Origin of the sequence: Dokdonia pacifica, assembly GCF_900188275.1 — a bacterium.
Taxonomy (GTDB): Bacteria; Bacteroidota; Bacteroidia; order Flavobacteriales; family Flavobacteriaceae; genus Dokdonia; species Dokdonia pacifica.
In genome coordinates this window covers 402,109-422,894 of record NZ_FZNY01000001.1, presented here as the reverse complement: position 1 = coordinate 422,894, position 20,786 = coordinate 402,109, and the positions used below count along the sequence as shown (strand labels likewise).

At 36.1% G+C, this 20,786-nt stretch carries 22 protein-coding genes; 4 read left to right on the top strand and 18 right to left on the bottom strand.

Annotated features, from left to right (window positions below; translation table 11 throughout):
* Positions 1–7 precede the first annotated feature (7 nt).
* The 18 genes from CHB80_RS01880 to CHB80_RS01795 all read right to left on the bottom strand — a co-directional run bounded on the left by CHB80_RS01880 (position 8) and on the right by CHB80_RS01795 (position 14,607).
* Positions 8–1,021, bottom strand: a complete 1,014-nt coding sequence (locus tag CHB80_RS01880; RefSeq protein WP_089369735.1) for a type II glyceraldehyde-3-phosphate dehydrogenase — start codon at positions 1,019–1,021, stop codon at positions 8–10.
* Positions 1,018–2,358 (bottom strand): Na+/H+ antiporter NhaA, encoded by a 1,341-nt coding sequence (gene nhaA, locus CHB80_RS01875; protein ID WP_089369734.1) that lies wholly within the window; start codon positions 2,356–2,358, stop codon positions 1,018–1,020. The genes CHB80_RS01880 and nhaA overlap by 4 nt, the downstream gene beginning before the upstream one ends.
* The gene (locus CHB80_RS01870; RefSeq protein ID WP_089369733.1) at positions 2,358–3,752 is read right to left on the bottom strand and encodes an NAD(P)/FAD-dependent oxidoreductase; all 1,395 of its coding nucleotides are present in this window, start codon (positions 3,750–3,752) and stop codon (positions 2,358–2,360) included. Before CHB80_RS01870 ends, nhaA begins: the two co-directional genes overlap by 1 nt.
* 32 nt (positions 3,753–3,784) lie before the next feature.
* Positions 3,785–4,249 (bottom strand): universal stress protein, encoded by a 465-nt coding sequence (locus CHB80_RS01865; protein ID WP_229746888.1) that lies wholly within the window; start codon positions 4,247–4,249, stop codon positions 3,785–3,787.
* Between the two features lie 25 nt (positions 4,250–4,274).
* Entirely contained in the window at positions 4,275–4,793 is a 519-nt protein-coding gene (locus CHB80_RS01860; protein WP_089369731.1) for a hypothetical protein, read from the bottom strand.
* Between the two features lie 10 nt (positions 4,794–4,803).
* Positions 4,804–5,514 (bottom strand): lycopene cyclase domain-containing protein, encoded by a 711-nt coding sequence (locus tag CHB80_RS01855; RefSeq protein ID WP_089369730.1) that lies wholly within the window; start codon positions 5,512–5,514, stop codon positions 4,804–4,806.
* 4 nt (positions 5,515–5,518) lie between these two features.
* Entirely contained in the window at positions 5,519–6,313 is a 795-nt protein-coding gene (locus tag CHB80_RS01850) for an AlbA family DNA-binding domain-containing protein (RefSeq protein ID WP_089369729.1), read from the bottom strand.
* A 6-nt stretch (positions 6,314–6,319) separates the two neighbouring features.
* Complete coding sequence (locus CHB80_RS01845) at positions 6,320–7,474, bottom strand: hypothetical protein (protein WP_089369728.1); 1,155 nt, start codon at positions 7,472–7,474, stop codon at positions 6,320–6,322.
* Positions 7,475–7,491: 17 nt separating this feature from the next.
* Complete coding sequence (locus CHB80_RS01840) at positions 7,492–8,766, bottom strand: multicopper oxidase family protein (protein WP_089369727.1); 1,275 nt, start codon at positions 8,764–8,766, stop codon at positions 7,492–7,494.
* A gap of 3 nt (positions 8,767–8,769) precedes the next feature.
* Positions 8,770–9,045, bottom strand: a complete 276-nt coding sequence (locus tag CHB80_RS01835; protein WP_089369726.1) for a DUF5676 family membrane protein — start codon at positions 9,043–9,045, stop codon at positions 8,770–8,772.
* Between the two features lie 16 nt (positions 9,046–9,061).
* Positions 9,062–9,280, bottom strand: coding sequence for an SHOCT domain-containing protein (locus tag CHB80_RS01830; protein WP_089369725.1), 219 nt, complete (start codon positions 9,278–9,280; stop codon positions 9,062–9,064).
* A gap of 20 nt (positions 9,281–9,300) precedes the next feature.
* On the bottom strand, positions 9,301–9,519 hold the full coding sequence (locus CHB80_RS01825) for a heavy-metal-associated domain-containing protein (protein ID WP_089369724.1): 219 nt from the start codon (positions 9,517–9,519) through the stop codon (positions 9,301–9,303).
* A gap of 12 nt (positions 9,520–9,531) precedes the next feature.
* A complete protein-coding gene (locus CHB80_RS01820; protein WP_089369723.1) occupies positions 9,532–9,798 on the bottom strand; it encodes a hypothetical protein in 267 nt (88 codons plus the stop codon).
* 25 nt (positions 9,799–9,823) lie between these two features.
* Complete coding sequence (locus CHB80_RS01815) at positions 9,824–10,279, bottom strand: hypothetical protein (protein ID WP_089369722.1); 456 nt, start codon at positions 10,277–10,279, stop codon at positions 9,824–9,826.
* A gap of 165 nt (positions 10,280–10,444) precedes the next feature.
* Complete coding sequence (locus tag CHB80_RS01810; protein ID WP_089369721.1) at positions 10,445–11,044, bottom strand: WG repeat-containing protein; 600 nt, start codon at positions 11,042–11,044, stop codon at positions 10,445–10,447.
* A gap of 69 nt (positions 11,045–11,113) precedes the next feature.
* Complete coding sequence (locus tag CHB80_RS01805) at positions 11,114–11,695, bottom strand: helix-turn-helix domain-containing protein (protein ID WP_089369720.1); 582 nt, start codon at positions 11,693–11,695, stop codon at positions 11,114–11,116.
* A gap of 87 nt (positions 11,696–11,782) precedes the next feature.
* Positions 11,783–12,205 (bottom strand): HYC_CC_PP family protein, encoded by a 423-nt coding sequence (locus CHB80_RS25145; RefSeq protein WP_089369719.1) that lies wholly within the window; start codon positions 12,203–12,205, stop codon positions 11,783–11,785.
* Positions 12,206–12,378: 173 nt separating this feature from the next.
* Positions 12,379–14,607 (bottom strand): TonB-dependent receptor family protein, encoded by a 2,229-nt coding sequence (locus tag CHB80_RS01795; protein ID WP_089370744.1) that lies wholly within the window; start codon positions 14,605–14,607, stop codon positions 12,379–12,381.
* Between the two features lie 212 nt (positions 14,608–14,819).
* Between CHB80_RS01795 and CHB80_RS01790 the strand changes: the two genes are divergently transcribed.
* The 4 genes from CHB80_RS01790 (at position 14,820) to CHB80_RS01775 (ending at position 20,786) form a co-directional block, all read left to right on the top strand.
* Entirely contained in the window at positions 14,820–15,248 is a 429-nt protein-coding gene (locus tag CHB80_RS01790; protein ID WP_025740724.1) for a hypothetical protein, read from the top strand.
* Between the two features lie 61 nt (positions 15,249–15,309).
* Positions 15,310–15,729 carry an HYC_CC_PP family protein gene (locus CHB80_RS01785; protein ID WP_025740722.1) on the top strand — a complete coding sequence of 140 codons (420 nt, stop codon included), beginning with the start codon at positions 15,310–15,312 and terminating at the stop codon, positions 15,727–15,729.
* A 105-nt stretch (positions 15,730–15,834) separates the two neighbouring features.
* Positions 15,835–19,572 carry an efflux RND transporter permease subunit gene (locus tag CHB80_RS01780; protein WP_089369718.1) on the top strand — a complete coding sequence of 1,246 codons (3,738 nt, stop codon included), beginning with the start codon at positions 15,835–15,837 and terminating at the stop codon, positions 19,570–19,572.
* Positions 19,569–20,786: a TolC family protein gene (locus CHB80_RS01775; protein WP_089369717.1), complete on the top strand. Its 1,218-nt coding sequence runs from the start codon at positions 19,569–19,571 to the stop codon at positions 20,784–20,786. Before CHB80_RS01780 ends, CHB80_RS01775 begins: the two co-directional genes overlap by 4 nt.

Sequence of the window (20,786 nt, the reverse complement as noted above, 5' to 3'; positions counted from 1 at the left end):
TAATTCTTTATGCAATAGATAAGCTTTGATTTGTTTTCAAGATGGATTTAGCCCCATCTGTTTCAATTCCTGTAAGTGCCCTAATAGCATCGATAGTTTCAGGGATAACAATGGCCTGGTTATCGACCACGTATGCATAAAAAAGTTCGTCTCCCTGTACTTTAAGCATATCTTCCCAAAGAGCTACTTCGTACATATCGCCCCACGGTCTTCCCATATCCAAGAACATTTCTTTAATGGTATTGTTTGAAACTAGGCCTTGGTCATATTGAATTAGTTTAATACGGCTAGATGTTTTAAGGGCGTTAAGCACTTCTTCTTTTGTGGCTTGTCTTTTTAATTTTACGTTCCAATAGTGCATATGGCTCAATGTTTCAGGTACTTTTACTGCGGAAGTCACGACATCTAAATCAGAATCAACAGTTTGGGCATCGGGTCCTTGATGACTGGGAATATCTCTTTCGGGAACCATTGTGTTCATAATACCGCCCAAATGGCTTTCCCAAGGGTCGGTTGCTCTTCTTAAAAGAGTTCCCCTTGCATAATCTAATAAATCAGCTCTTTTTAAAGCGGTCAAGGTTCTTAAAATAGACGTGGTATTACAGGAAACGACTCTTGTAGCATCCAAGTTTATAGCTGATTTATAATTATTTTCAGCACTAAAGGAATGTCCTGTGGTTTCGTGCTTTTCGCCTCCTTGAACAATATATTTGATGTCTTTTTCTTTGTAGATTTGTACATTTTTAGCGGCTATTTTTTTTGGCGTACAGTCCACTACCAAATCAGCTTTTTTCAAAAGTTCCTGCATACTTCCTTTTACTGAAATTCCTTCGGACTTCATTTTATTAGCTGCTTCTGCTGTGGCTGCGTAGATATCATACTCTTTTCTAACGGCATTTTGTATGCGCCAATCGCTTATGATATCGCAAACACCTGTTAGTTCCATATCATCCTGTAGTGCAATTGCATCAGCAACCCTTTTACCAATGACACCATATCCTATTACTGCTATTTTTTTCATTGTTTTACTATTTTATTTGTTATTATTTTTCTTGAACTTTTAATTAAAATGATTGAACCGATTATTCCTGCAATAAGAGAGGAAAACAGAATGCCGATTTTTGCCGTATAAATGAATTCTTCATTTACAAAAGCCAATTCATTGATGAACAAAGACATTGTGAATCCGATTCCTGCCAGAAATGCGACACCATATAGTTGATTCCAATTTACTGCATCGGGTAATTTGGCTAGTTTTAAAGCCACAAGTAGCCTTGAAATTGATACAATTCCAATGGACTTTCCTAAAACTAATCCTGCGCCAATACCTAAACTAATGGGATTGAGTAAAACCTGACCAACTTCACCGTGCAAGTGAATCCCAGCATTTGCCAATGCAAAAAGAGGCAGCACTAAAAAGCTTACAATAGGATTTAATGCTTTTTCTAACTTTTGAAGAGGTGTTTCTGCTTGGGAACTTGTTGACTTGATTTCTTCCAGTATTTCGAGTTGCTCACTAGAAATGAGTGCTCCTTTTACTGGTTTTATTTTCGTAAAACGTGAATGAAGCGTACTTAAACGTTTTAGAAAGGTATCTTCCTTGATTTTTACACGTCCTGGAATTGCAATAGCCGTTAGTATACCCGCAATAGTAGGATGGACTCCAGAGAAAAAGAATGCGAGCCAAACACCGCCTATCCCTATGATAGCATAAAACCAAGTTTTTCTGACGCCTGCATAATTGCCAATAATTAATAATCCAAAGAAAAGAAGTGCGTGGAATAAATCCATTGTTGAAATGCCCGATGTATAAAAGAGCGCTATCACCAAGACACCTCCCAAATCATCAACGATTGCAAGCGTTACCAAAAATACGCGCAGAGCTACTGGTAAACGCTTTCCAAAAAGTGCCAATACACCTAAAGAAAATGCAATATCTGTTGCCATAGGAATGCCCCAGCCTTGAGAAGCTTCACCTGTGGTATTAAATAGAAAATAAATGAGGGCAGGAAAAATCATGCCACCTACGGCAGCCCCAATAGGAAGTACAGCATTTTGAAGAGTTGAAAGCTTTCCGCCCAATATTTCTCTTTTTAATTCTAGTCCTACTTGAAGGAAGAACAATGCCATCAGCCCATCGTTAATCCAAAGTAACAGCGGTTCAGTAATTTCAAAACGGCCTATGGTAAATGAGATGTTGGTTTTCATTAAACCGCGGTATATTTCTTGCCAAGGTGAATTGGCCCATACCATTGCAATGATGACCGCAATGAGAAGTACAATACCTGTGTTGTTCAAGCCTTTTGAGGTAGCATTGAATACACTATGAATTCCACTATATGTTTTAGTTTTCAACATTATCGGGTTATATTTTCAACTTCTTCTTTATTATCTATTTTAAGTTTTGTTTGTTGACTAACGGTTTGTGGCTTAAAATTTCTAATAATCAGGCGGTTGCTCTTTTCATAAGTGAAATAGCTTACCGCCCAATTAAAACCAACCATCAATCTATTTCTAAATCCGCTTATGGATAATAAGTGTACAATTGACCATAAGAGCCAAGCGAAATAACCTGCAAATTTGAATTTACCCAAATCAGCGACTGCCTTACGCTTTCCTACAGTAGCCAATGAACCTTTATCTTTATAGTGAAAAGGTTCTATGTGTTTGTTTTTCATAAGCTTCAACAAGGATTCACCAAGATATTTGCCTTGTTGAATCGCTGTTTGAGCCACCTGTGGATGCCCTTTTGGTGTGTTTTCTGTAATCATAGCCGCTATGTCGCCTATGGCAAAAATATTTTCAGAACCTTCTACTTTTAAATAGGAATCGGTTTTAATCCGATTGCCTTTTACCACGTGTTTTTCATCTAAACCTTTTGGAAATTGACCTTTTACGCCAGCTGTCCAGATTAGGTTCATTGCTAAAATTTTCTTTCCACTTTTGGTGCTAACCTGCGAGCCATCATAGTCACTTACCGACTCATTGAATAGTATTTTTACATTCAAGTCTTTTAAATACTTTAAAGTTTTTGATGATGCTTTATCTGACATTGTGCTTAATAACTCGTCATTAGCTTCTATTAAGTAAATGTTCATAATGGAAGACGGGTATTCTGGATAATCCTTCGGTAGAATGTATTTGCAAAATTCAGCCAAAGCTCCTGCCATTTCTACGCCAGCGGGACCACCTCCAACGATAACGAAATTTGTTAGGGCATCCCGTACATCATCATCGCAGGTAATGGCTGCTTGTTCCAGGTTTTGCAACATCATATGACGAATGTTTAGGGAATCGCGAATATCCTTCATTCCCAAACTGTTCTGGGCTACGGAATCCATTCCGAAAAAATTGGTGGTCGTACCAGTTGCAAGTACCAGATAGTCGTAGTGAATTTTTCCTTTGGAAGTTATTAGTGTATTTGATGAGGGTTGAATTTTCTCTACTTCGGCTAAACGGAATACTACATTTTTATAACCTTTAAATTGTTTTCTAAATGGAAACACAATGCTGTCAGGCTCCAAAGCACTTGTTGCCACTTGATAGAATAAAGGTTGAAATTGATGGAAGTTATTTTTATCGAACAACACAACTTGTACTTCTTTGTGTTTCAATTTTTCTATCAATGCCAGACCAGCAAATCCACCACCAATGATAACTACGCGAGGTAGGTCAGAATCTGGAAGGCAGATATCATTCGTTACCTTGCAGCTAGATTCTTTTGAATTATTATTTAAGTGTTTGACATTCATGTTTATTTTTTATCATTGGTATTAGCAATAGTTTACTTTGCGTCCTTGTCTTTTACAATCATTACTGAACATTTGGCGTGTGCTGCCAAATACTGGGAAACAGAGCCTAATAGGAAGCGTGAAAATGCTCCCTGCCCTTGCGAGCCCACTACAATCAAATCTGCATCAAACGATTCTGCTTTTTCAAGAATAGCACTTTTAGGTAACCCGCTAACTACGCTAGTAGTTATGATGAGTTCTTCGTTTTTGCTCTTTAGAACATTACTAGCTTCCGAAACAATTTTGTTGCCTATTTTTTGGGCACCACTTAAGAACTCTTCAAAGTAATTGTTCAAGCTTCCACCCGTGGCCATTATTTCTGGTGTTGACATCGCTGGATGCTCATAAACGTTTATAATACTAATTTCACTATCATTTGGTAGTGGCATTTTTGCGAGTTTCTTGACAGCCTCTTTACTAAAGTCTGAACCATCTATTGCTAACACTATTTTCATCATTTGAATGTTTTATCATTTATGTGTATTATGCTTTATTCTTACTTACAAAATCTTGAGCATCTTCTTTAGAAGCGAAATAAAAAACACTTCCGTTGCTTTTGTCCTGAACAATGACTGCCGAAGCTTTATCTACCTTTGTTTTATTAAGTGGATTATTTCCGAAGCGGACATCATCTATATTTTTCTGAAGTTTTTCAACACAGCCTTGACAGCACCCGTAGTAAGTTGTGCCATCTACATCTATTGGTATTTGTTTTACCCCCATAAATCTGTCATTGACCATACATACTTTATCGTTTGGCACAATTTCATAAGTTGCTTGAGAAGCAACAGTTGAACTCGGTTGAATGGGCTCTGTTTCTGTGACTAAAAGTGTTGCTGTTTCAGCTTTTTCTTTTTTCTTGTTGGAACACGAAAGCAGTATGATTGAAGCCAAAACCAAAAATAGAATACTGATTAATAGCTTATAGATTCTTTTGCTTGGGTTTTCTACTATAACTGCTATAGGTTTTTGGTTCTGTTGTTTAAGATGTCTTCGTTTCATTTTTAAATTATTATTGATTATGAATTTTATCTGAACTTATGAGCTTTCTCCAATACAAATGCTCATATAATCCCGACCAGTACATTCCAAAAGTGAATGCGAACAGTAATTCTTCTACGGGAATACCCACGACAAGGATATGGGTTAGGTTGTCGAGATTCCAGTACAGCTCCACATATTGCGGATAGAACGGCAGTATACTTCCGAAATAAATGAAGTATAATACCGTGAACAAGATGCCTCCAACCCAAATCTTTCCTTTTAAATCTGGGCGACAATAAAGTGTTGCCAATCCGCCAATGAATAAGGCTATAATGCCACAATAAATATGGTTGAGCGATGTAAACAGCGCCAATATGAGAAACACTATTGCTGGTATAAAGAGAATATAAATGTGCAATCGATGTCTTTGGTGACCACGCTCGCTATGCGGAATTTCAACGAGGCTGCGTTTAAAAATAAGGTTGTAAAGTACCGTGCCAATGCCGCCAATAGCAAAAGAAAAAATAAGGCTTTCTATGTCGAATCCTGTTTTTTCTGCCAAATCGAATAGCGAAGGTGGAAACCAATATTCTGGCACAAATAAGGGTTCTGTTAAACCAAAAGGCATCGTAATGAGGCTCATTTTGAGCATTTCCTTTCTATGCCCTTTCTTTAACAAATAGATTGCCGCCCAAAGCGTGAGAATTATAAGTGACCATATAAACCAGACGTATTGCATAACTTTATGATTTTCTCGTTTCTAAATAATTAACAGCTTCCTTAACCGATAGTGGATAAGTAGCGTTACCTGTCCGAACATAAAAGGTGGTATTTTCGGTATCGCTAACGTACACAGGTTTTTCAGAAGGTTCAATATCAACTAAACACACATCTTTTTCATTTAAACTATAGAAGGAAATGTGATTACTGAAACAAGCTTCGTGGCCTAATTGTGTAGAAATGATTCTGAAAACCTCGCGCTCATAACCGTCCCTGTTTTTGTGCTTCAGGGTTTTGAAATCGTTTTCTAATCCTAAAACATTTCCGTCATCATCTACACCAATAATTAATTTTCCGCCCTTGGCATTCATAAAACCTGTAATGGTTTTAGCAATGACCAGTTTCAGTTCCTTATTGGTTGTTTTACGGTAATAGTCATAGCGTATGGAAGACTTGAATTCTACCATCTCATTTTCACCAGCTTGTATCAATGCATCAATATCGCGAACAAGTAATCGTTGTTGTGTGCCGATGAGCTTATTCTTTTGTTTAATAGTTATAAAAAACAGACCTGAGATTATACCCAGAAAACTTCCTAAAAGCATAAGTAAACCACCCATTCCCCCCATATCAAAAGTGAAAGATTCTAAAAATCGCGTTTTTAAAACGTCTTGAAACAAGGAAAATGAAAATGCTGTGTTACTATACTCAAACCAATAGAGGACCATTGTGAAAGGGTGCACCAAGAAATAGAAAATACCTGCCCAAATAAGTATCTGTATAATTATTGTTTTAATATGTTGCGTGGTATAGGTCACTTACTTTTATTTTATATAATTGTGTTCTAGGTTTAATAAGTCTTCACGGTCACCAAACTGCTTATTGAAAATTTGGCTAAACGAATAAACCAATGCCAATTGAAAACGATGCTCATTCTTTCCAAATAGGTTTTGCGTAAAACCTTCATTTTCAGTGTAACGATACTGAAATCCAATATCAAAATTCTGACCCATTCGATAAAACCCGTTTGTTATAAATATTAATTGGTCTGAATTAGTAGAGAGGTTGCCCAAAGATTTATACCCACCACCAATAGAAATTTGATAATGCGGGCGTTCTAGTTTTTGTTTCAAAAATCTAAAGGTGCCAAAAAGAGATGTTGACTGCGTTCTTGTGTAGTCGAAATAGTCATTAAGCTCCGTTATTTCGTCCCATCCAAAGTTTTGAATAGCTTGAAATTTAAAATCCACAAAATCTATTGGGTCTGGCTTTAAATTTAGTATCGTACTAAAGAGTAAGTTTTTGACCGAAGAATCAAAATCATTAGAATAGCCTGGTCTATCAGTGAAATAATTGTTGTAACTCAACCCAATTTGTTGCACGATATTTCTATTCCACCTTTGACTTTCTGGTACTCTGTATACCAACGATAACCCCATAGAGTTTAACCTAAAATCGTCAGGCTCTAAACTATCGTAGAAGTTTTCACCGTGTATTGAAACAAAAAAGCGTTGTTTGAATATATGTGTATAATCCAACACATTGGCATATTGGTCACGTTCTGTATTTACTCCATCAGAGAAAGGATTAAGCGCATAGACAAACTGTTGTGCATCATCGTCACGTAGGGTTGGAAATTCATTTAAATTGGTCTGTGCAAGTGTACGTCCTACTTTAATAACATTGGTTTGGTCTTCCAATTTCATAAAAATATTATTGTAAAAGACCTCGCCCAAATTTGAATTGGCATCAGGAAATTGAAGTCCCAAAACAAATTGTGCTCTCCAGTTGTTATAAAGCTTTTGACTAAGCCCCATTAACAATTGGGTATCAGAGAAATCTGTAACTGCATTGGACTCTTCGGAATTAAAGTTTAAATTCCCTGAGAAAACCCCTTTGGCTCCGATTTCAAATTCTGGGGTAATCTGTGCGTTTGCAAGCCCAGAAATCAGGATGGCTATATATATGATTTTTTTCATTTTAACTGTTATTTAAATTATTCGTCAAGAGCGATTTTAGGAAGTTTATCATCTCCAAACATCATTTTGTTCATATTACCCATTTTTTGATTATCCATTTCTTTCATATCTCCCATACCTGCATTTGGATTGTACATTGGGTTTCCTGAATGTTTTGAAATAATCAACTCATCGGCAGGTAAATCTTCATAAACCAAAGCCAGTAAGTTCCCCCCTGGGTATAGACCATTGTTGGTTACTTTACGAGTGTCGTGGTCGTGGAATGTCCAAACACCTCTATTATTACCTTCTATTATGATATCGAAGGTTTTTCCTGGTGTAAGCGGCACCGTATTTCTTTTCCAAGGATGCTCAAGAGGGACTCCATCATCAGCTACCATCCAAAAGTCGTGTCCGTGTAGATGCAGATGATGTGTTTCTGCACCAGCGTTGATTAATCTTACCCGAATATTTTCGCCTGACTTTATAAACAAGTATGGTGTTGAAGGGTATGATTTTCCATTTACTGTAAACCAGTTGGCTTGCGGTAGCTCTGCATTAGACCTTCTGTTGGTAACATAAGGTGGCTGATACCCATTCTCCATACTCGCGAGAAACTGTTCTTTGTTATCAAAAACACCCCACTGTTCACTAGTAAACCGACCTTGCTTCATTAAATAACTCCGTTGCTTCATTCTTTCTAACATTCCGTTCATTTCTTCACGGATGTAATTGGTATCGTGTGAAGAATAGACCAAGGTGTATTCTCTTTCATATGGAAACTTTTCTTTTATAGGGTCTTTTGGGTTTTCTACTATTAAACTACCAAACATACCTGCTTGCATATGCATTAGCGTTCCCCAATGGCAATGATAAAAATGTGTCCCCTCGGGTTCTGCTACAAACTCATAGATAAATTCATTTTTAGGCATTACAGGTAACTGACTCACATATGGCACACCGTCCATACGCCACGGGACAAAAATACCGTGCCAGTGAATGGTGTGATTTAGGTCTGTTTTATTGATAAATTTTACGCGTACTTTATCACCAGAGTTTACTCTAATTTCCGGACCGGGAATCATATCGTTGAAAGCAAGAGTGTGGTACTTAAAACCAGGTGCTGGCTCGTGTGTATGAAGGTCTATATAAAGTTCAAACTCTTTCCACTCTCCATCCATTGTGTATGGTAAAGGTTGTGCGAATCTTGTTTGATTGGCTGTTTTAGCTTCTTTTGCCAATAGATTGCCAGGGAAAAACAACATTCCTGCTGTTGAAACTGCCCCTGTTGCTAGAAAATCTCTTCTGTCCATAATTTATTTATTTTTAATTTGAGCGTTATAAAAAGCCGCAATACAGGCACCTATTAGCCATCCCAAAATAAATGTTTGTACTATTCCTAATCCTGCTTCCCATAAGGGTACATCCATTCTAATAATACTTGTGGTATCCAAGCCATGTATTAGGCTGTTAAAAAATTTAATTGTTCCTTCTTGCCCGGCTGTCATCATTACTATCATACAGCCCAAATAAATCAGGGCTCCTGTGAGACCAAAAGCAAAACCAAGTTTTTTTACGTTTAATTGATACATAATCTTATGTTTTAAATTAGTTGTTAGATTTTAGAACCTTTTTAGATTCTTCATATTCTTCCTTGGATATTTCGCCTTTAGCAAATCGCTTTTTCAAAATATCCAGTGGGTTTTCTTTCTTTGTTTTTTGATATGGTATATCTGTTGGGATAAAAAATATCCAAGCAATGAATGCTATCCATATAATCCACCATATTAGGTGCATGCCTCCAAAATGTCCTTCGTAAAAATGCATAATCTTTAATTTTTTAGTTGTTATTGTTTTATTTCTGTAATTGTATATCCGTTAAGTTTGCTGAGCTGTTTTTGCAATTCATCAATTGAAAGGTTTTCTTTCATCGTGATGAGTGTAGCCCCTTTTGGTGCCAGAAAAATTTCTGCTTTTTCTATGTTGGGATGTGCTTCTAAGTTTTTCTTGACCGTCGCAACACATCCGCCACATCTAATACCGTTTATTTGAAATTTTTGCTTCATTGTTTTAAGTATTTAGTGATGTTGATGCCCTTTGTGTTCTTTTTTTGTCTCAGCCGAAGATGTCCCTTCACCATGTTTACGATTATGCTGTTTTTCTGAATGGTTATGCTTACCATGACCATGTGAGCCGTGTGGCATAAATAGGTGGATGGCGAACATAAATAGTATGAAGATGAAAAGGGACGAGCCTCCACCTATGCCAAAAGATGGCGCTAAAAAGATGAACAGTAGTGGCAGGCCACAGCCGATGACCATCCATAACCAGTGATTTTTTTTCATTATTTTAGTTTTAAGAGATTAGACATTAATGATGCTTAGTATGATCTTTTTTGTCTGGGTTGTCCATATTCATAAATCCTTTACTATCCATCATTTTCATACAGGATTGCATACAATCTTCGCTCATCAAGCCTTTTTTGTGCATCATTTGCACCATAGTACCCATCATTTTGCCGTCTTTCATCATTCCTTGCATCATATGCTTCATCATCGTACTATCTTTCATCATCATCTGCATTCCCTGACCTTTCATCATAGTACCCATCATTTTTTTGTTGCCTTGCATCATTTGCATGGCGTGATTGTTACCTTGCATGGTTGCCATAAATTCTATCATGAAATCGTGGTTTTCTGAAATGGTTTTTATGATTTCACTCCGTGTTTCAGAATTTTCTAATAATGCCTGTACATCTGTTTCTTGTTTACAACTGTTTAAGCTTAAAAGCCCAATTGCAGATAAAATAATTAGTAGTGTTTTCATAATTTATTTTTTGAGTTAAACATTTATTTTAATTTTTATAAACCCATTCTCAACAATCTAAATGTCTATAGTTGAGGGAATGGATTATCAGCTATTAATTGACAGATTTTAAAAAGGTTATAATCTTTTTGAATTTCTTATATGTTATGTGCATTTTCATTATTGTTAGATTTTTTTTATACGCCACTTCTTATTATTACCTTTAACTGCTACCAAATTTTCCGAAATCAATTTTGATGTGATGGCAGGGGGATTTTTATCTTTCTTATCTTTAGGCGAGACGTGAATGGCCAATTGCGTTAAATGGTCAATGGTATTACCATTCTCATCTATAACAATCTCAAAATAATGGTAGTTTACCACGTCCTTTTTGAAAATATCATTGTAGCCAATGGTTTCTTTTTCAACTTTTAGCACCAAGGCTTTGTCATATTCAAAGTTGTTAGCATTGAGGAATTGAGGTGCAATAACAGTTTCCCCTTCTTTATTTATATATCCATAATAGAGCACCCCATCCTTATGATGGGCAATCAAGCATCTATCGTCTTTAAAGATTGGGTAATTGGCATTGTCTATTTTGGTTAGCACCAAATCATTTCGAAAATCAACGATTAATTTTCCTTCTTGGTCAATAAAACCCCATTCGTTCCCTTTTTTAATGGCGGCGACGCCATTGCTAAAAGGCGAGATGTAGTCTAAATTTTCAAAGGTTTGTGCAATTCCTATAAAGGGAATTAATACTAATGTGATAAGTAGTTTTTTCATTTTGTTTAATTTAATTTGATGAAATTAACCATTGCCTTAAGCTTTTGTCTGCATAACTTTCGTTGATATCTATATAATTTCATCATAGAAATTCCGTTTCCAATTTCCTGTGTTTTTGTAATCGGTCATACTCATTCCCACCACTTCCTTAAACTGTCTGGATAAATGATTTACACTGCTATAATCCAGTAAATAGCCGATATCAGAAAAGGAGTGTTGCTTAAGTTGGATGAGTTCTTTAACCTTCTCTATCTTCAATTTGATAAAATACTTTTCCAGAGTGGTCTGTTCGTTGGCTGAAAACAATTTGCTCAAGGTCTTGTAATCCTTATGAAGTCTTGATGCTAATAGTTCAGATGTTTTTACCTTAATATGTAATGGTAACTCTTGCAATTGTTCTATTAGTATGACTTTCATTCTTTCTACGAGCATTTCTTCTTCTTTTTGTACAATTTCAAAATCATTGGCGTGAAGCACAGTTGTAACAGCTTCGACAATTTCATTGCTGGTTTTTTTTGGTGCTTCTACCAATAACCTTCCTAATTCCAATGAAAGCACAGTTACTCCCAATTCCTGTAGTTCTTGCTTAATAACTTTTAAGCAGCGGCTACAGACCATATTCTTAATCCAAAATTCTTTGGGTTCTTTCATAATAATTGATGTATTGCTGTTAGGCACTTAACAAAAGTAATTTTAAACGTTGAACCAAAATATGATATTTATCATATTGCATTAAAATTAAATTAGGTAAGTCTCGTGTAGAATCTGTATGTCCTTGGATAATAAGGGCGGCCTATATTGTTTAAAAGGAACTATATTTTTTTCAAGCCCTTCAAATAAATTTACATAAACGTAAAAAAAAGTATTAAGGAAAATTACGGTTTCGGCCTCAAGTTTTGTATTAGCCTTTTTAATGGTGTCATTTCCAGTTTTTACAAAAGATTCATTACTACAACGGTCTTTTTCTTGTAACGTAGTGCACTGCTTTAACGGTGAATCTTTCTTTTGAACCTTCTCTGCGCAGACTTTTGCTTTGCCTATCAGGGACATATCTACTAGTTTATTACAACAAAAATGCATATCTACCGTAAAAGAAGAGGTAGAAAACAGTATTAAAGCTGTTAAAAAGAAGGATACTATTTTAGAAAAAAAAGATTTCACATTATTAAATTAAATTTTTTTGTTCAACAATCAAAAATTTGTTCAATTAAAGAAAGTATTCCTAAAGTTTTTTATGTTAAGTGTTTAGCTATTAAAAAACATAAAACCACTTTACAAAAGTAATTTTAAACGTTGAACAAAAATATGACTTTTGTCATCCAATTAAATTTTTCTCAAAATTCATATCCGACGGCAAAATTAATCCCAAAGGGATGACCGGGACGTAAACCTGCTGGTACGCGAGATACTGCATACTCTGTGTCAAACAGGTTAATTACGTTTGTTGTTAGCGAAAAATTTTCATTGAGAAAATAGTGCGCGGATAAGTCAACAATGAAATTAGAACCCACTTTGAAATTTTCTGGAATCGGTCCTGAACCAGCCCTAGTTCTAAATGCACCAGTATATCGTGAATTTAAGTTTACTTCAAATTTCTTATGCTGTAGCCCTAATGTTGCATTCAACTGGTTTTTTGCAATGTATGGTATTTCATCCCCTTTGGTCACTACGCCATAAATATCTTCGTTACTGTCAAAACTGGTCAGGAATTCGGTGTCCGTAAGGGTATAGGAAATCGATACAGGAAGTTTGAATTTCTTTGAGGTATTATAAAGTAAATTATAATTAAGTAAAAGTTCAATGCCGCTTACGCGAACTTCACCTGCATTAAACTGGTCAAGGCTTCCCGCACCACCTGTAGCAGCCAAATCACTTCCCAGTAGGTTTTGATAATCATTGTAAAATCCGACAAGTTCCCCTAGTAGCCCTTTAATACTAAATCTAGTACCTATTTCGTAGTTAATGCTTTCTTCGGCACCTTGCCCTGGTGTATTGCTTGGTGGGGAAAACCCTTTGTGCACACCACCAAAAACCGAAATGTCGCTATTAAACCTATAGTTTGCGCCTATTCCAGGAATCCAAACGTTTACTTTGTTTTCGCGAACGGATAGATCTTGACCAGTCCTTGAAGCATCGTTGGTGCCATAGTCCATTCGGGTTAGAGTTATGTTTTCATAGCGTAAGCCAGGTGTTAGGGTCAGGTTCTCAACTCTAATGGTGTACAAGAGGTGTGCCGCCAGAGCTTTTGCACCGCTTATACGATTAGCGTCAGTACCTTTTTCGGCCACCGTGGTTCGTATTAATTCTTGGTTTTGAAATGCGTACCTGTCCATCCACTGAAATCTGTCCTCGTCATCTTCGTGGTAGCGTATTCCCGCTTCCAGGGTTTGTATCCAATCAGAACCCCATCGTAATTTGGCAATGGACTGAACACCATTTGACGTATATGTTCTGTTGTTTGCCTTTACGCCCATAACATCGTCTTGAGTATTTTCATTACCCAAAATGGACTGGTATTCTAAGGGGTAATCCATTGGTGATGACAGAATATCACTAATGCTCACCCTTTCGCCTAAATTTACGTCGTCCAATTTGTACCAATTCCGTTTGAACTTATTCAGGTAACCGGTAGTACTTATATTTAACGACGGGGATACCTGTATAAAATGGGTTAGCTGGTATTGTTGATGTTCGGCGTTCATTACATCTTCGGACGAGGCCCTGTATCTTCTATAAGGGTTTTCCTCAAAATCTTCATCCGTCAATCCCAAGTAAGTTTCGTTTGCCTCTTCTTCAGAATATTGGATTTTAAATGTTAACGACTGATATATTTTTGCATCTAAATTTGAGTTGACCCTAAACTTGGCCAAATAATCAGATTTGTCAAACCCTGTATTGCCACCGCCATCAAGTTCTTTAAAACCATTGGAATTATAGTTGAAATAGTCTGTTACAAATCCAAAGTTTTTATAGCTATCACCAATAACTAATTGTGTGTTTCTGGAATCATAATTTCCTACAGCAATTGAAGCCTTTCCAGAAAATTTGTCCGGGATTTGAGAAGACATCATATTAATGGCACCACCTGTAGTATTGGGTCCGTATTGAATTTGACTACTTCCTTTTAATATTTCTATGGCTTCCATTCGAGCTATTGTTGGAAAATAATAAGCGGCTGGGGCACTGTAAGGGGCTGGTGCAATGAGTACGCCGTCTTCCATCAAGTTGATTTTTGCACTACGCTCAGGCGATGTTCCTCTTAAACTTATATTTGGACGTAATCCAAATCCATCTTCTTCATAGATGTTAATTCCTGGAACTGTTTGTAAAACCCTATTGATATTAGTATAAGAGAATTTTTTTAATTCTTCTTTGGAGATATAACTTGCAGAGCCAGTTTTGTTTTTAACTTCAAATCTACTACCGAGTATAGTATTTCCAGAGACAATAACCTCTTTTAACTGTTCCGTTTTTTGTTGGACAGTATCCTTTTTTGGGGGATTAGTTTGCGCCCATATATTTGTAAATTGTAAGATAAATAGTAGGAAAAATAGAGTTCTCATTTGCCATAAATTATTTAGAATGATTTTAAATAAGGGCAAATATAAAATGATATTTTTAAAAACCAAGTATTATTTATAATTATTCTAAATAATATTTTATATCTCTAGATAATAGCTAGACAAATACAATAAATGTGATTTTTATCATATTTCGCTAAAAAGCTGTTTATTAAATTTGTGAATTCAGTTTTTTAATCAAAAATGTATTTCCCATGAAGAAATTAGTGATAATATTCCTAGTCCTTATCGTTGGACAATCAATGGTATCTCAAGAAAAGATAAATGAATTTGCTTTTGAATATGAAGCTGTTACCCGAGGTTTTTATCAGAAAATTAAGGTTAACAAAGAGACACTTGTTTTTAGTGAAGATAGAACTGTAAAAAAGAGCAGTACGGTAAAACTGAACAATAAACAATGGAATAAAATACTAGAATTAGTAGATGAAATTAAACTCAAAAATCTATCTTCTTTAAAAGCTCCGTCTGAAAAACGAAAATTTGATGGCGCTGCTCATTCGAAGTTAAAAGTTCTTTACAAAGATGATTTATATGAGTCACCTAGCTTTGACCACGGCAACCCGCCATTAGAGATTAAAGGCCTTGTAGACTATATTATAGAATTGAGTCAATCAGCCAAATAGGAATTTAAAATTATGTTAAACAAAATTAAAGTGTTAAAATTTTTGTAGCTTTGCACAATCAATGAAGAAGATTTTTCTTAAAATAGCATCTTTTTGCATGGCACTTTTAGTGTTTGTCTCAACATTGTCTTTCACTATTGAGAGTCATTATTGTGGCGATGTTTTAGTGGATTCTTCTGTGTTTGGTTCAGTTGAATCTTGTGGTATGGAAGTTCAGCAGAAACCATCTTCAAAAGAATGTGACCTTATTAACAAAAAAAACTGTTGTAGTGATGAGCAGTTGGTTGTTGATGGGCAAGATAATTTAAAAATTTCTTTCGATAAATTAGATAAGGAACAACAGTTATTGGTTGCTACTTTCATCTATTCATACATAAATCTGTTTACTGAACAACAAACAGAAAACACTTCTTTTAGAGATTATTCTCCTCCTCCCTTGGTCAGGGACGTTCAAGTTTTAGACCAAACCTTCCTTATTTGATTTTTAAGTAATTAGTACTGTAGTCCAACATTAAATTGTTTGGACTAAACTGCTTGTCTTTTGTTTTTTAAAACAAAAATTATAACTACTTAAAAACTCATTTTTATGCTAAATAAAAGCATCAAATTTTTAATAGAAAATAAATTAGTAGCTGTTTTGTTACTAGCTTTATTCGTGGCATGGGGTGTTGTAAATGCACCTTTTGAATGGAATACTGGTTCTTTACCACGTAATCCTGTAGCCGTAGACGCCATACCCGATATAGGTGAAAACCAACAAATTGTATTTACAAAATGGGATGGTCGTTCCCCTCAAGATATTGAGGACCAAATTACCTATCCACTAACCACATCACTTCTGGGAATTCCTGGAGTTAAAACCATACGTAGCTCTTCGATGTTTGGCTTTTCCAGTATCTACATCATTTTTGAAGAAGATATTGAGTTCTACTGGAGCCGAAGTCGTATTCTCGAAAAATTAAATTCATTGCCGGCAGGTTTGCTACCCAGTGGTGTTAATCCTGCACTTGGCCCTGATGCCACAGGTCTAGGACAGATATATTGGTACACCCTAGAAGGCCGTGACGAAAATGGAAATGTTACCGGTGGTTGGGATTTACAAGAATTGCGTAGCATTCAGGATTTCTATGTAAAATATGCGCTGTCATCCGCAAGTGGAGTTTCTGAAGTAGCATCTATTGGTGGCTACGTTTTGGAATATCAAGTAGATGTCAACCCAGAGTTGATGAAACAATATAAAATTGGTTTAAATGAAGTTGTAAAGGCAGTTAAACAAAGTAATCGAGATGTTGGAGCTCAAACATTAGAAATCAATCAAGCAGAATATCTTATTCGTGGTTTAGGATATGTCAAGTCCATTTCCGACTTGGAGAATGCAGTAGTTACATCAGAAGATTTTACTTCAATACGTTTAAAAGACATTGCAAAAGTATCTCACGGTCCTGCAACTAGGAGAGGACTTTTAGATAAAGAAGGTGCCGAAGTTGTAGGAGGAGTAGTTGTGGCGCGATATGGTGCAAACCCTATGGCGGTTATTAATAATGTAAAAGAGAAAATAAGTGAATTAAGTTCGGGACTACCTTCAAAAACGTTAAGTGATGGTAGAACGTCGCAGTTAACCATCGTTCCTTTTTATGATAGAACTGAACTTATCCAAGAAACCTTGGGTACACTTGATGAAGCACTGACGTTAGAGATTTTGATTACCATTTTCGTGATAATAATAATGGTATTCAATTTAAGAGCTTCTGTGCTAATTTCAGGACTGTTACCAGTAGCTGTATTAATGGTTTTTATTTCAATGAAACTATTTAATGTAGATGCAAACATTGTGGCCTTATCAGGTATTGCCATTGCTATTGGTACAATGGTCGATGTAGGTGTTATTCTATCCGAAAATGTGCTGCGGCATATTGATGAAAATGATGAAAACCTACCAATGAATACCGTTGTGTATAATGCAACTGCCGAAGTCTCTGGAGCCATATTGACAGCGGTAATGACCACTATTATAAGTTTTATTCCCGTATTCACGATGATTGGTGCAGAAGGAAAATTATTTAGACCCTTGGCTTTTACCAAAACCTCTGCATTAACGGCTTCTCTAATTGTAGCCTTGTTTTTAATACCACCCTTTGCAGCATATTTGTTTAAAAAGCGAAACATTAAGACTTCCTTTAGTTATATGCTCAATGGAGCAATGATTATTCTAGGTGTTCTTTCCATTATTTTTGGATATCCTCTTGGGTTAATATTAATAGCATTTGGTGTCGTTGGCTTTCTTTCACTAAAAGAGAAAATAACTTCAAAACGTGCCAATACTATTAACATATTTGTATCGGCTTTCGCTATCATATTTTTACTAGCCGAGTATTGGAGACCATTGGGAGTAGATAGAAGTATTCTTTGGAATTTAATATTCGTAGGCTTAATATGCTTCGGACTTTTAGGTGTTTTTACGCTGTTTAGAAGCTATTATGTACGTATTTTAAACTGGGCATTGCGCAATAAATTATTGTTCCTTTCTCTTCCCACAGTAATCATAATTTTTGGTGTGATGATAATGCGTAATACAGGTAAAGAATTTATGCCGTCATTAAATGAAGGTTCTTTCCTTTTAATGCCTACATCAATGCCCCACGCAGGTGTAGAAGAAAATAAAAGGGTATTACAGCAATTGGATATGGCAGTAGCCAGTATTCCAGAAATTGAAACTGTAGTCGGTAAATCTGGACGAACAGAATCGGCATTAGACCCTGCACCGTTATCAATGTATGAAAATGTAATTCAGTATAAGTCGGAATATATTCTAAATGAAAAAAGAGCCAGGCAACGATTTAAAGTAGACAATGATGGGCTTTTTATACTTAAAGATGGAAGCTTGGTTGTCAACCCAAATAGCGAAATCAATGAAGGGGTAGACTATGACATTTCAAAAACCAAAGACCCGTTTTCGGTTCGACACTCACAACTTATACCAGATGATGATGGAGAATATTTTAGAAACTGGCGACCTGAAATTGAATCCCCAGATGATATTTGGAAAGAGATTGTAAAAGCCACCAAACTACCAGGAGTTACTTCAGCGCCAAAACTGCAACCTATTGAAACACGCTTGGTAATGCTACAAACAGGTATGCGAGCACCAATGGGAATTAAGGTAAAAGGCCAAGATTTAAATGAGATTGAAGCATTTGGAGTACAATTAGAAGATATTCTCAAGCAAGCCGATGGTGTTAAGGATGAAGCTGTTTTTGCCGACCGTATTGTAGGGAAACCTTATCTGCTTTTGGATATTGATAGAGAACGGCTTGCGCGTTATGGAATTTCCATAGAACAAGTACAGCAAGTCATTCAGGTATCTGTTGGTGGAATGGTGCTAACTCAAACCGTTGAGGGTAGAGAGCGATATGGTATACGTGTGCGATATCCGAGAGAGCTACGTGCAAATCCAAGTGATTTAAAAGATATTTATGTGCCTGTAGAAAAAGGTAATCCAATTCCATTAAGTGAACTGGTTACTATTCGTTACGAACAGGGTCCACAGATTATTAAAAGTGAGGACACATTTTTGGTAGGCTATGTCCTGTTTGACAAATTAGATGGATATGCTGAAGTAGATGTTGTTGAAAATGCACAAGCGCTCATTCAAGAAAAAATTGATAGCGGCGAATTAATTGTTCCCAAAGGAATTAACTACCTATTTACTGGTACATATGAGAATCAATTGCGCGCTGAAAAAACCCTGTCTGTAGTTGTGCCGTTAGCACTAGCAATAATATTTCTTATTCTCTATTTCCAGTTCCGTTCTGTTGGTACATCATTAATGGTATTTACAGGTATCGCAGTTGCATTTGCCGGTGGATTTTTAATGATTTGGTTCTACGGACAAGACTGGTTTTTGAATTTTAACTTCTTTGGTGAAAACCTTCGAGACCTTTTTCAAATGCATACCATAAACTTGAGTGTTGCTGTATGGGTGGGATTCATTGCCTTATTTGGTATTGCAACAGATGATGGTGTAGTAATGGCAACTTATCTAACGCAAACCTTTGACAAAAACAAACCTAAAGACAGAAAAGGAATAAGGGCATCTGTGGTCGAAGCTGGAGAGAAACGTATTCGACCTTGTTTGATGACAACAGCAACTACCATTCTTGCTTTACTGCCTGTACTCACATCAACAGGCCGCGGTAGTGATATAATGATACCAATGGCCATCCCTTCTTTTGGAGGAATGCTAATTGCCTTAGTAACCTTATTTGTTGTGCCAGTTTTATTTAGCTGGAAACACGAGTTTCAATTAAAAAGAGCTACAAAATGAGATATATAATTTTAATAGGAATAGTTGTTTTCGCTTTCACGAAAACAAATGCACAAGAGTTAGTGTCTTATATTCAGGAAGCTGAAAGGAATAATCCAGAAATTCAGGCTTTTGAATTGCGGTATAACATAGCCGAAGAAAAAGTAAATGAGGTCAATACCTTACCAGATACTCAAGTAAGTGCTGGCTATTTTGTGAGTGAACCCGAAACCCGCACAGGAGCACAACGCGCACGTTTTTCAGTAAAGCAAATGTTGCCTTGGTTTGGAACCATTACAGCTAGAGAAAATTACGCAAGTTCAATGGCAGAAACTCAATATGTAGATATTGCGATTGCCAAGCGAAAACTTGCCCTAGCAGTATCTCAATCTTATTATAAGCTATATGCCATCAGAGCAAAACAACGTGTTTTAGATGAGAATATTGAGCTTTTAGAAACTTATGAACGCCTTGCACTAACCTCGGTAGAAGTTGGTAAGGCATCTGCAGTGGATGTACTGCGCCTTCAAATAAGACAAAATGAACTTGTACAGAAAAAAGATGTACTGGAGCAAGATTACCTTGCTGAACAAGTAGCTTTCAATAATCTATTAAATCGTGATGAAACTATTGCGGTAACCGTTGTTGAGGAGATGTTTATTCCAGAGGAGGATGCATTAATATTAGCCGAAAATCTTCAGTTAAATCCTGAACTGCTGAGGTATGATAAGTTATACGAATCGGTTGAACAATCAGAGTTATTAAATCAGAAAGAAAGTGCACCCAACATAGGTTTTGGTTTGGATTATGTGCCAGTTTCTGAACGTCCTGATTTGAGTTTCAGTGATAACGGAAAAGATATAGTAATGCCAATGGTATCTATTTCAATTCCAATTTTCAATAACAAATATAAGTCTGTAACAAAGCAGAATGAATTAAAACAGTTACAAATACAATCTCAAAAAGCAGATAGGCTAAACAAACTAGAGACGTTACTTGCAGATGCGCAATATAGTAGAGAGACAACAAGAATTAAGTTCAATATTCAATCAGATAATTTGAAGCAAGCCAATGATGCTGAACAAATCCTAATAAAAAATTATGAGACGGGTACTATTGATTTTAATGATGTATTAGACGTTCAGGAGTTACAGTTAAAATTTCAAATCAATCTTATTGAATCTATTAAGGGCTATTATATACAATATGCCTTGATTAATTACTTAACACAATAA

Bases quoted from the DNA above. Each gene is read 5' to 3' on its own strand.
- CHB80_RS01815 (WP_089369722.1), bottom strand. From the start codon at position 10,279: ATGAAAACACTACTAATTATTTTATCTGCAATTGGGCTTTTAAGCTTA.
- CHB80_RS01780 (WP_089369718.1), top strand. From the start codon at position 15,835: ATGCTAAATAAAAGCATCAAATTTTTAATAGAAAATAAATTAGTAGCT.
- CHB80_RS01785 (WP_025740722.1), top strand. From the start codon at position 15,310: ATGAAGAAGATTTTTCTTAAAATAGCATCTTTTTGCATGGCACTTTTA.
- CHB80_RS01880 (WP_089369735.1), bottom strand. From the start codon at position 1,021: ATGAAAAAAATAGCAGTAATAGGATATGGTGTCATTGGTAAAAGGGTT.
- CHB80_RS01860 (WP_089369731.1), bottom strand. From the start codon at position 4,793: ATGAAACGAAGACATCTTAAACAACAGAACCAAAAACCTATAGCAGTT.
- CHB80_RS01835 (WP_089369726.1), bottom strand. From the start codon at position 9,045: ATGTATCAATTAAACGTAAAAAAACTTGGTTTTGCTTTTGGTCTCACA.
- CHB80_RS01840 (WP_089369727.1), bottom strand. From the start codon at position 8,766: ATGGACAGAAGAGATTTTCTAGCAACAGGGGCAGTTTCAACAGCAGGA.
- CHB80_RS01870 (WP_089369733.1), bottom strand. From the start codon at position 3,752: ATGAATGTCAAACACTTAAATAATAATTCAAAAGAATCTAGCTGCAAG.
- CHB80_RS01830 (WP_089369725.1), bottom strand. From the start codon at position 9,280: ATGCATTTTTACGAAGGACATTTTGGAGGCATGCACCTAATATGGTGG.
- CHB80_RS01795 (WP_089370744.1), bottom strand. From the start codon at position 14,607: ATGAGAACTCTATTTTTCCTACTATTTATCTTACAATTTACAAATATA.
- CHB80_RS01805 (WP_089369720.1), bottom strand. From the start codon at position 11,695: ATGAAAGAACCCAAAGAATTTTGGATTAAGAATATGGTCTGTAGCCGC.
- CHB80_RS01820 (WP_089369723.1), bottom strand. From the start codon at position 9,798: ATGAAAAAAAATCACTGGTTATGGATGGTCATCGGCTGTGGCCTGCCA.
- CHB80_RS01775 (WP_089369717.1), top strand. From the start codon at position 19,569: ATGAGATATATAATTTTAATAGGAATAGTTGTTTTCGCTTTCACGAAA.
- CHB80_RS01790 (WP_025740724.1), top strand. From the start codon at position 14,820: ATGAAGAAATTAGTGATAATATTCCTAGTCCTTATCGTTGGACAATCA.
- nhaA (WP_089369734.1), bottom strand. From the start codon at position 2,358: ATGTTGAAAACTAAAACATATAGTGGAATTCATAGTGTATTCAATGCT.
- CHB80_RS01865 (WP_229746888.1), bottom strand. From the start codon at position 4,249: ATGATGAAAATAGTGTTAGCAATAGATGGTTCAGACTTTAGTAAAGAG.
- CHB80_RS01810 (WP_089369721.1), bottom strand. From the start codon at position 11,044: ATGAAAAAACTACTTATCACATTAGTATTAATTCCCTTTATAGGAATT.
- CHB80_RS01855 (WP_089369730.1), bottom strand. From the start codon at position 5,514: ATGCAATACGTCTGGTTTATATGGTCACTTATAATTCTCACGCTTTGG.
- CHB80_RS01845 (WP_089369728.1), bottom strand. From the start codon at position 7,474: ATGAAAAAAATCATATATATAGCCATCCTGATTTCTGGGCTTGCAAAC.
- CHB80_RS01825 (WP_089369724.1), bottom strand. From the start codon at position 9,519: ATGAAGCAAAAATTTCAAATAAACGGTATTAGATGTGGCGGATGTGTT.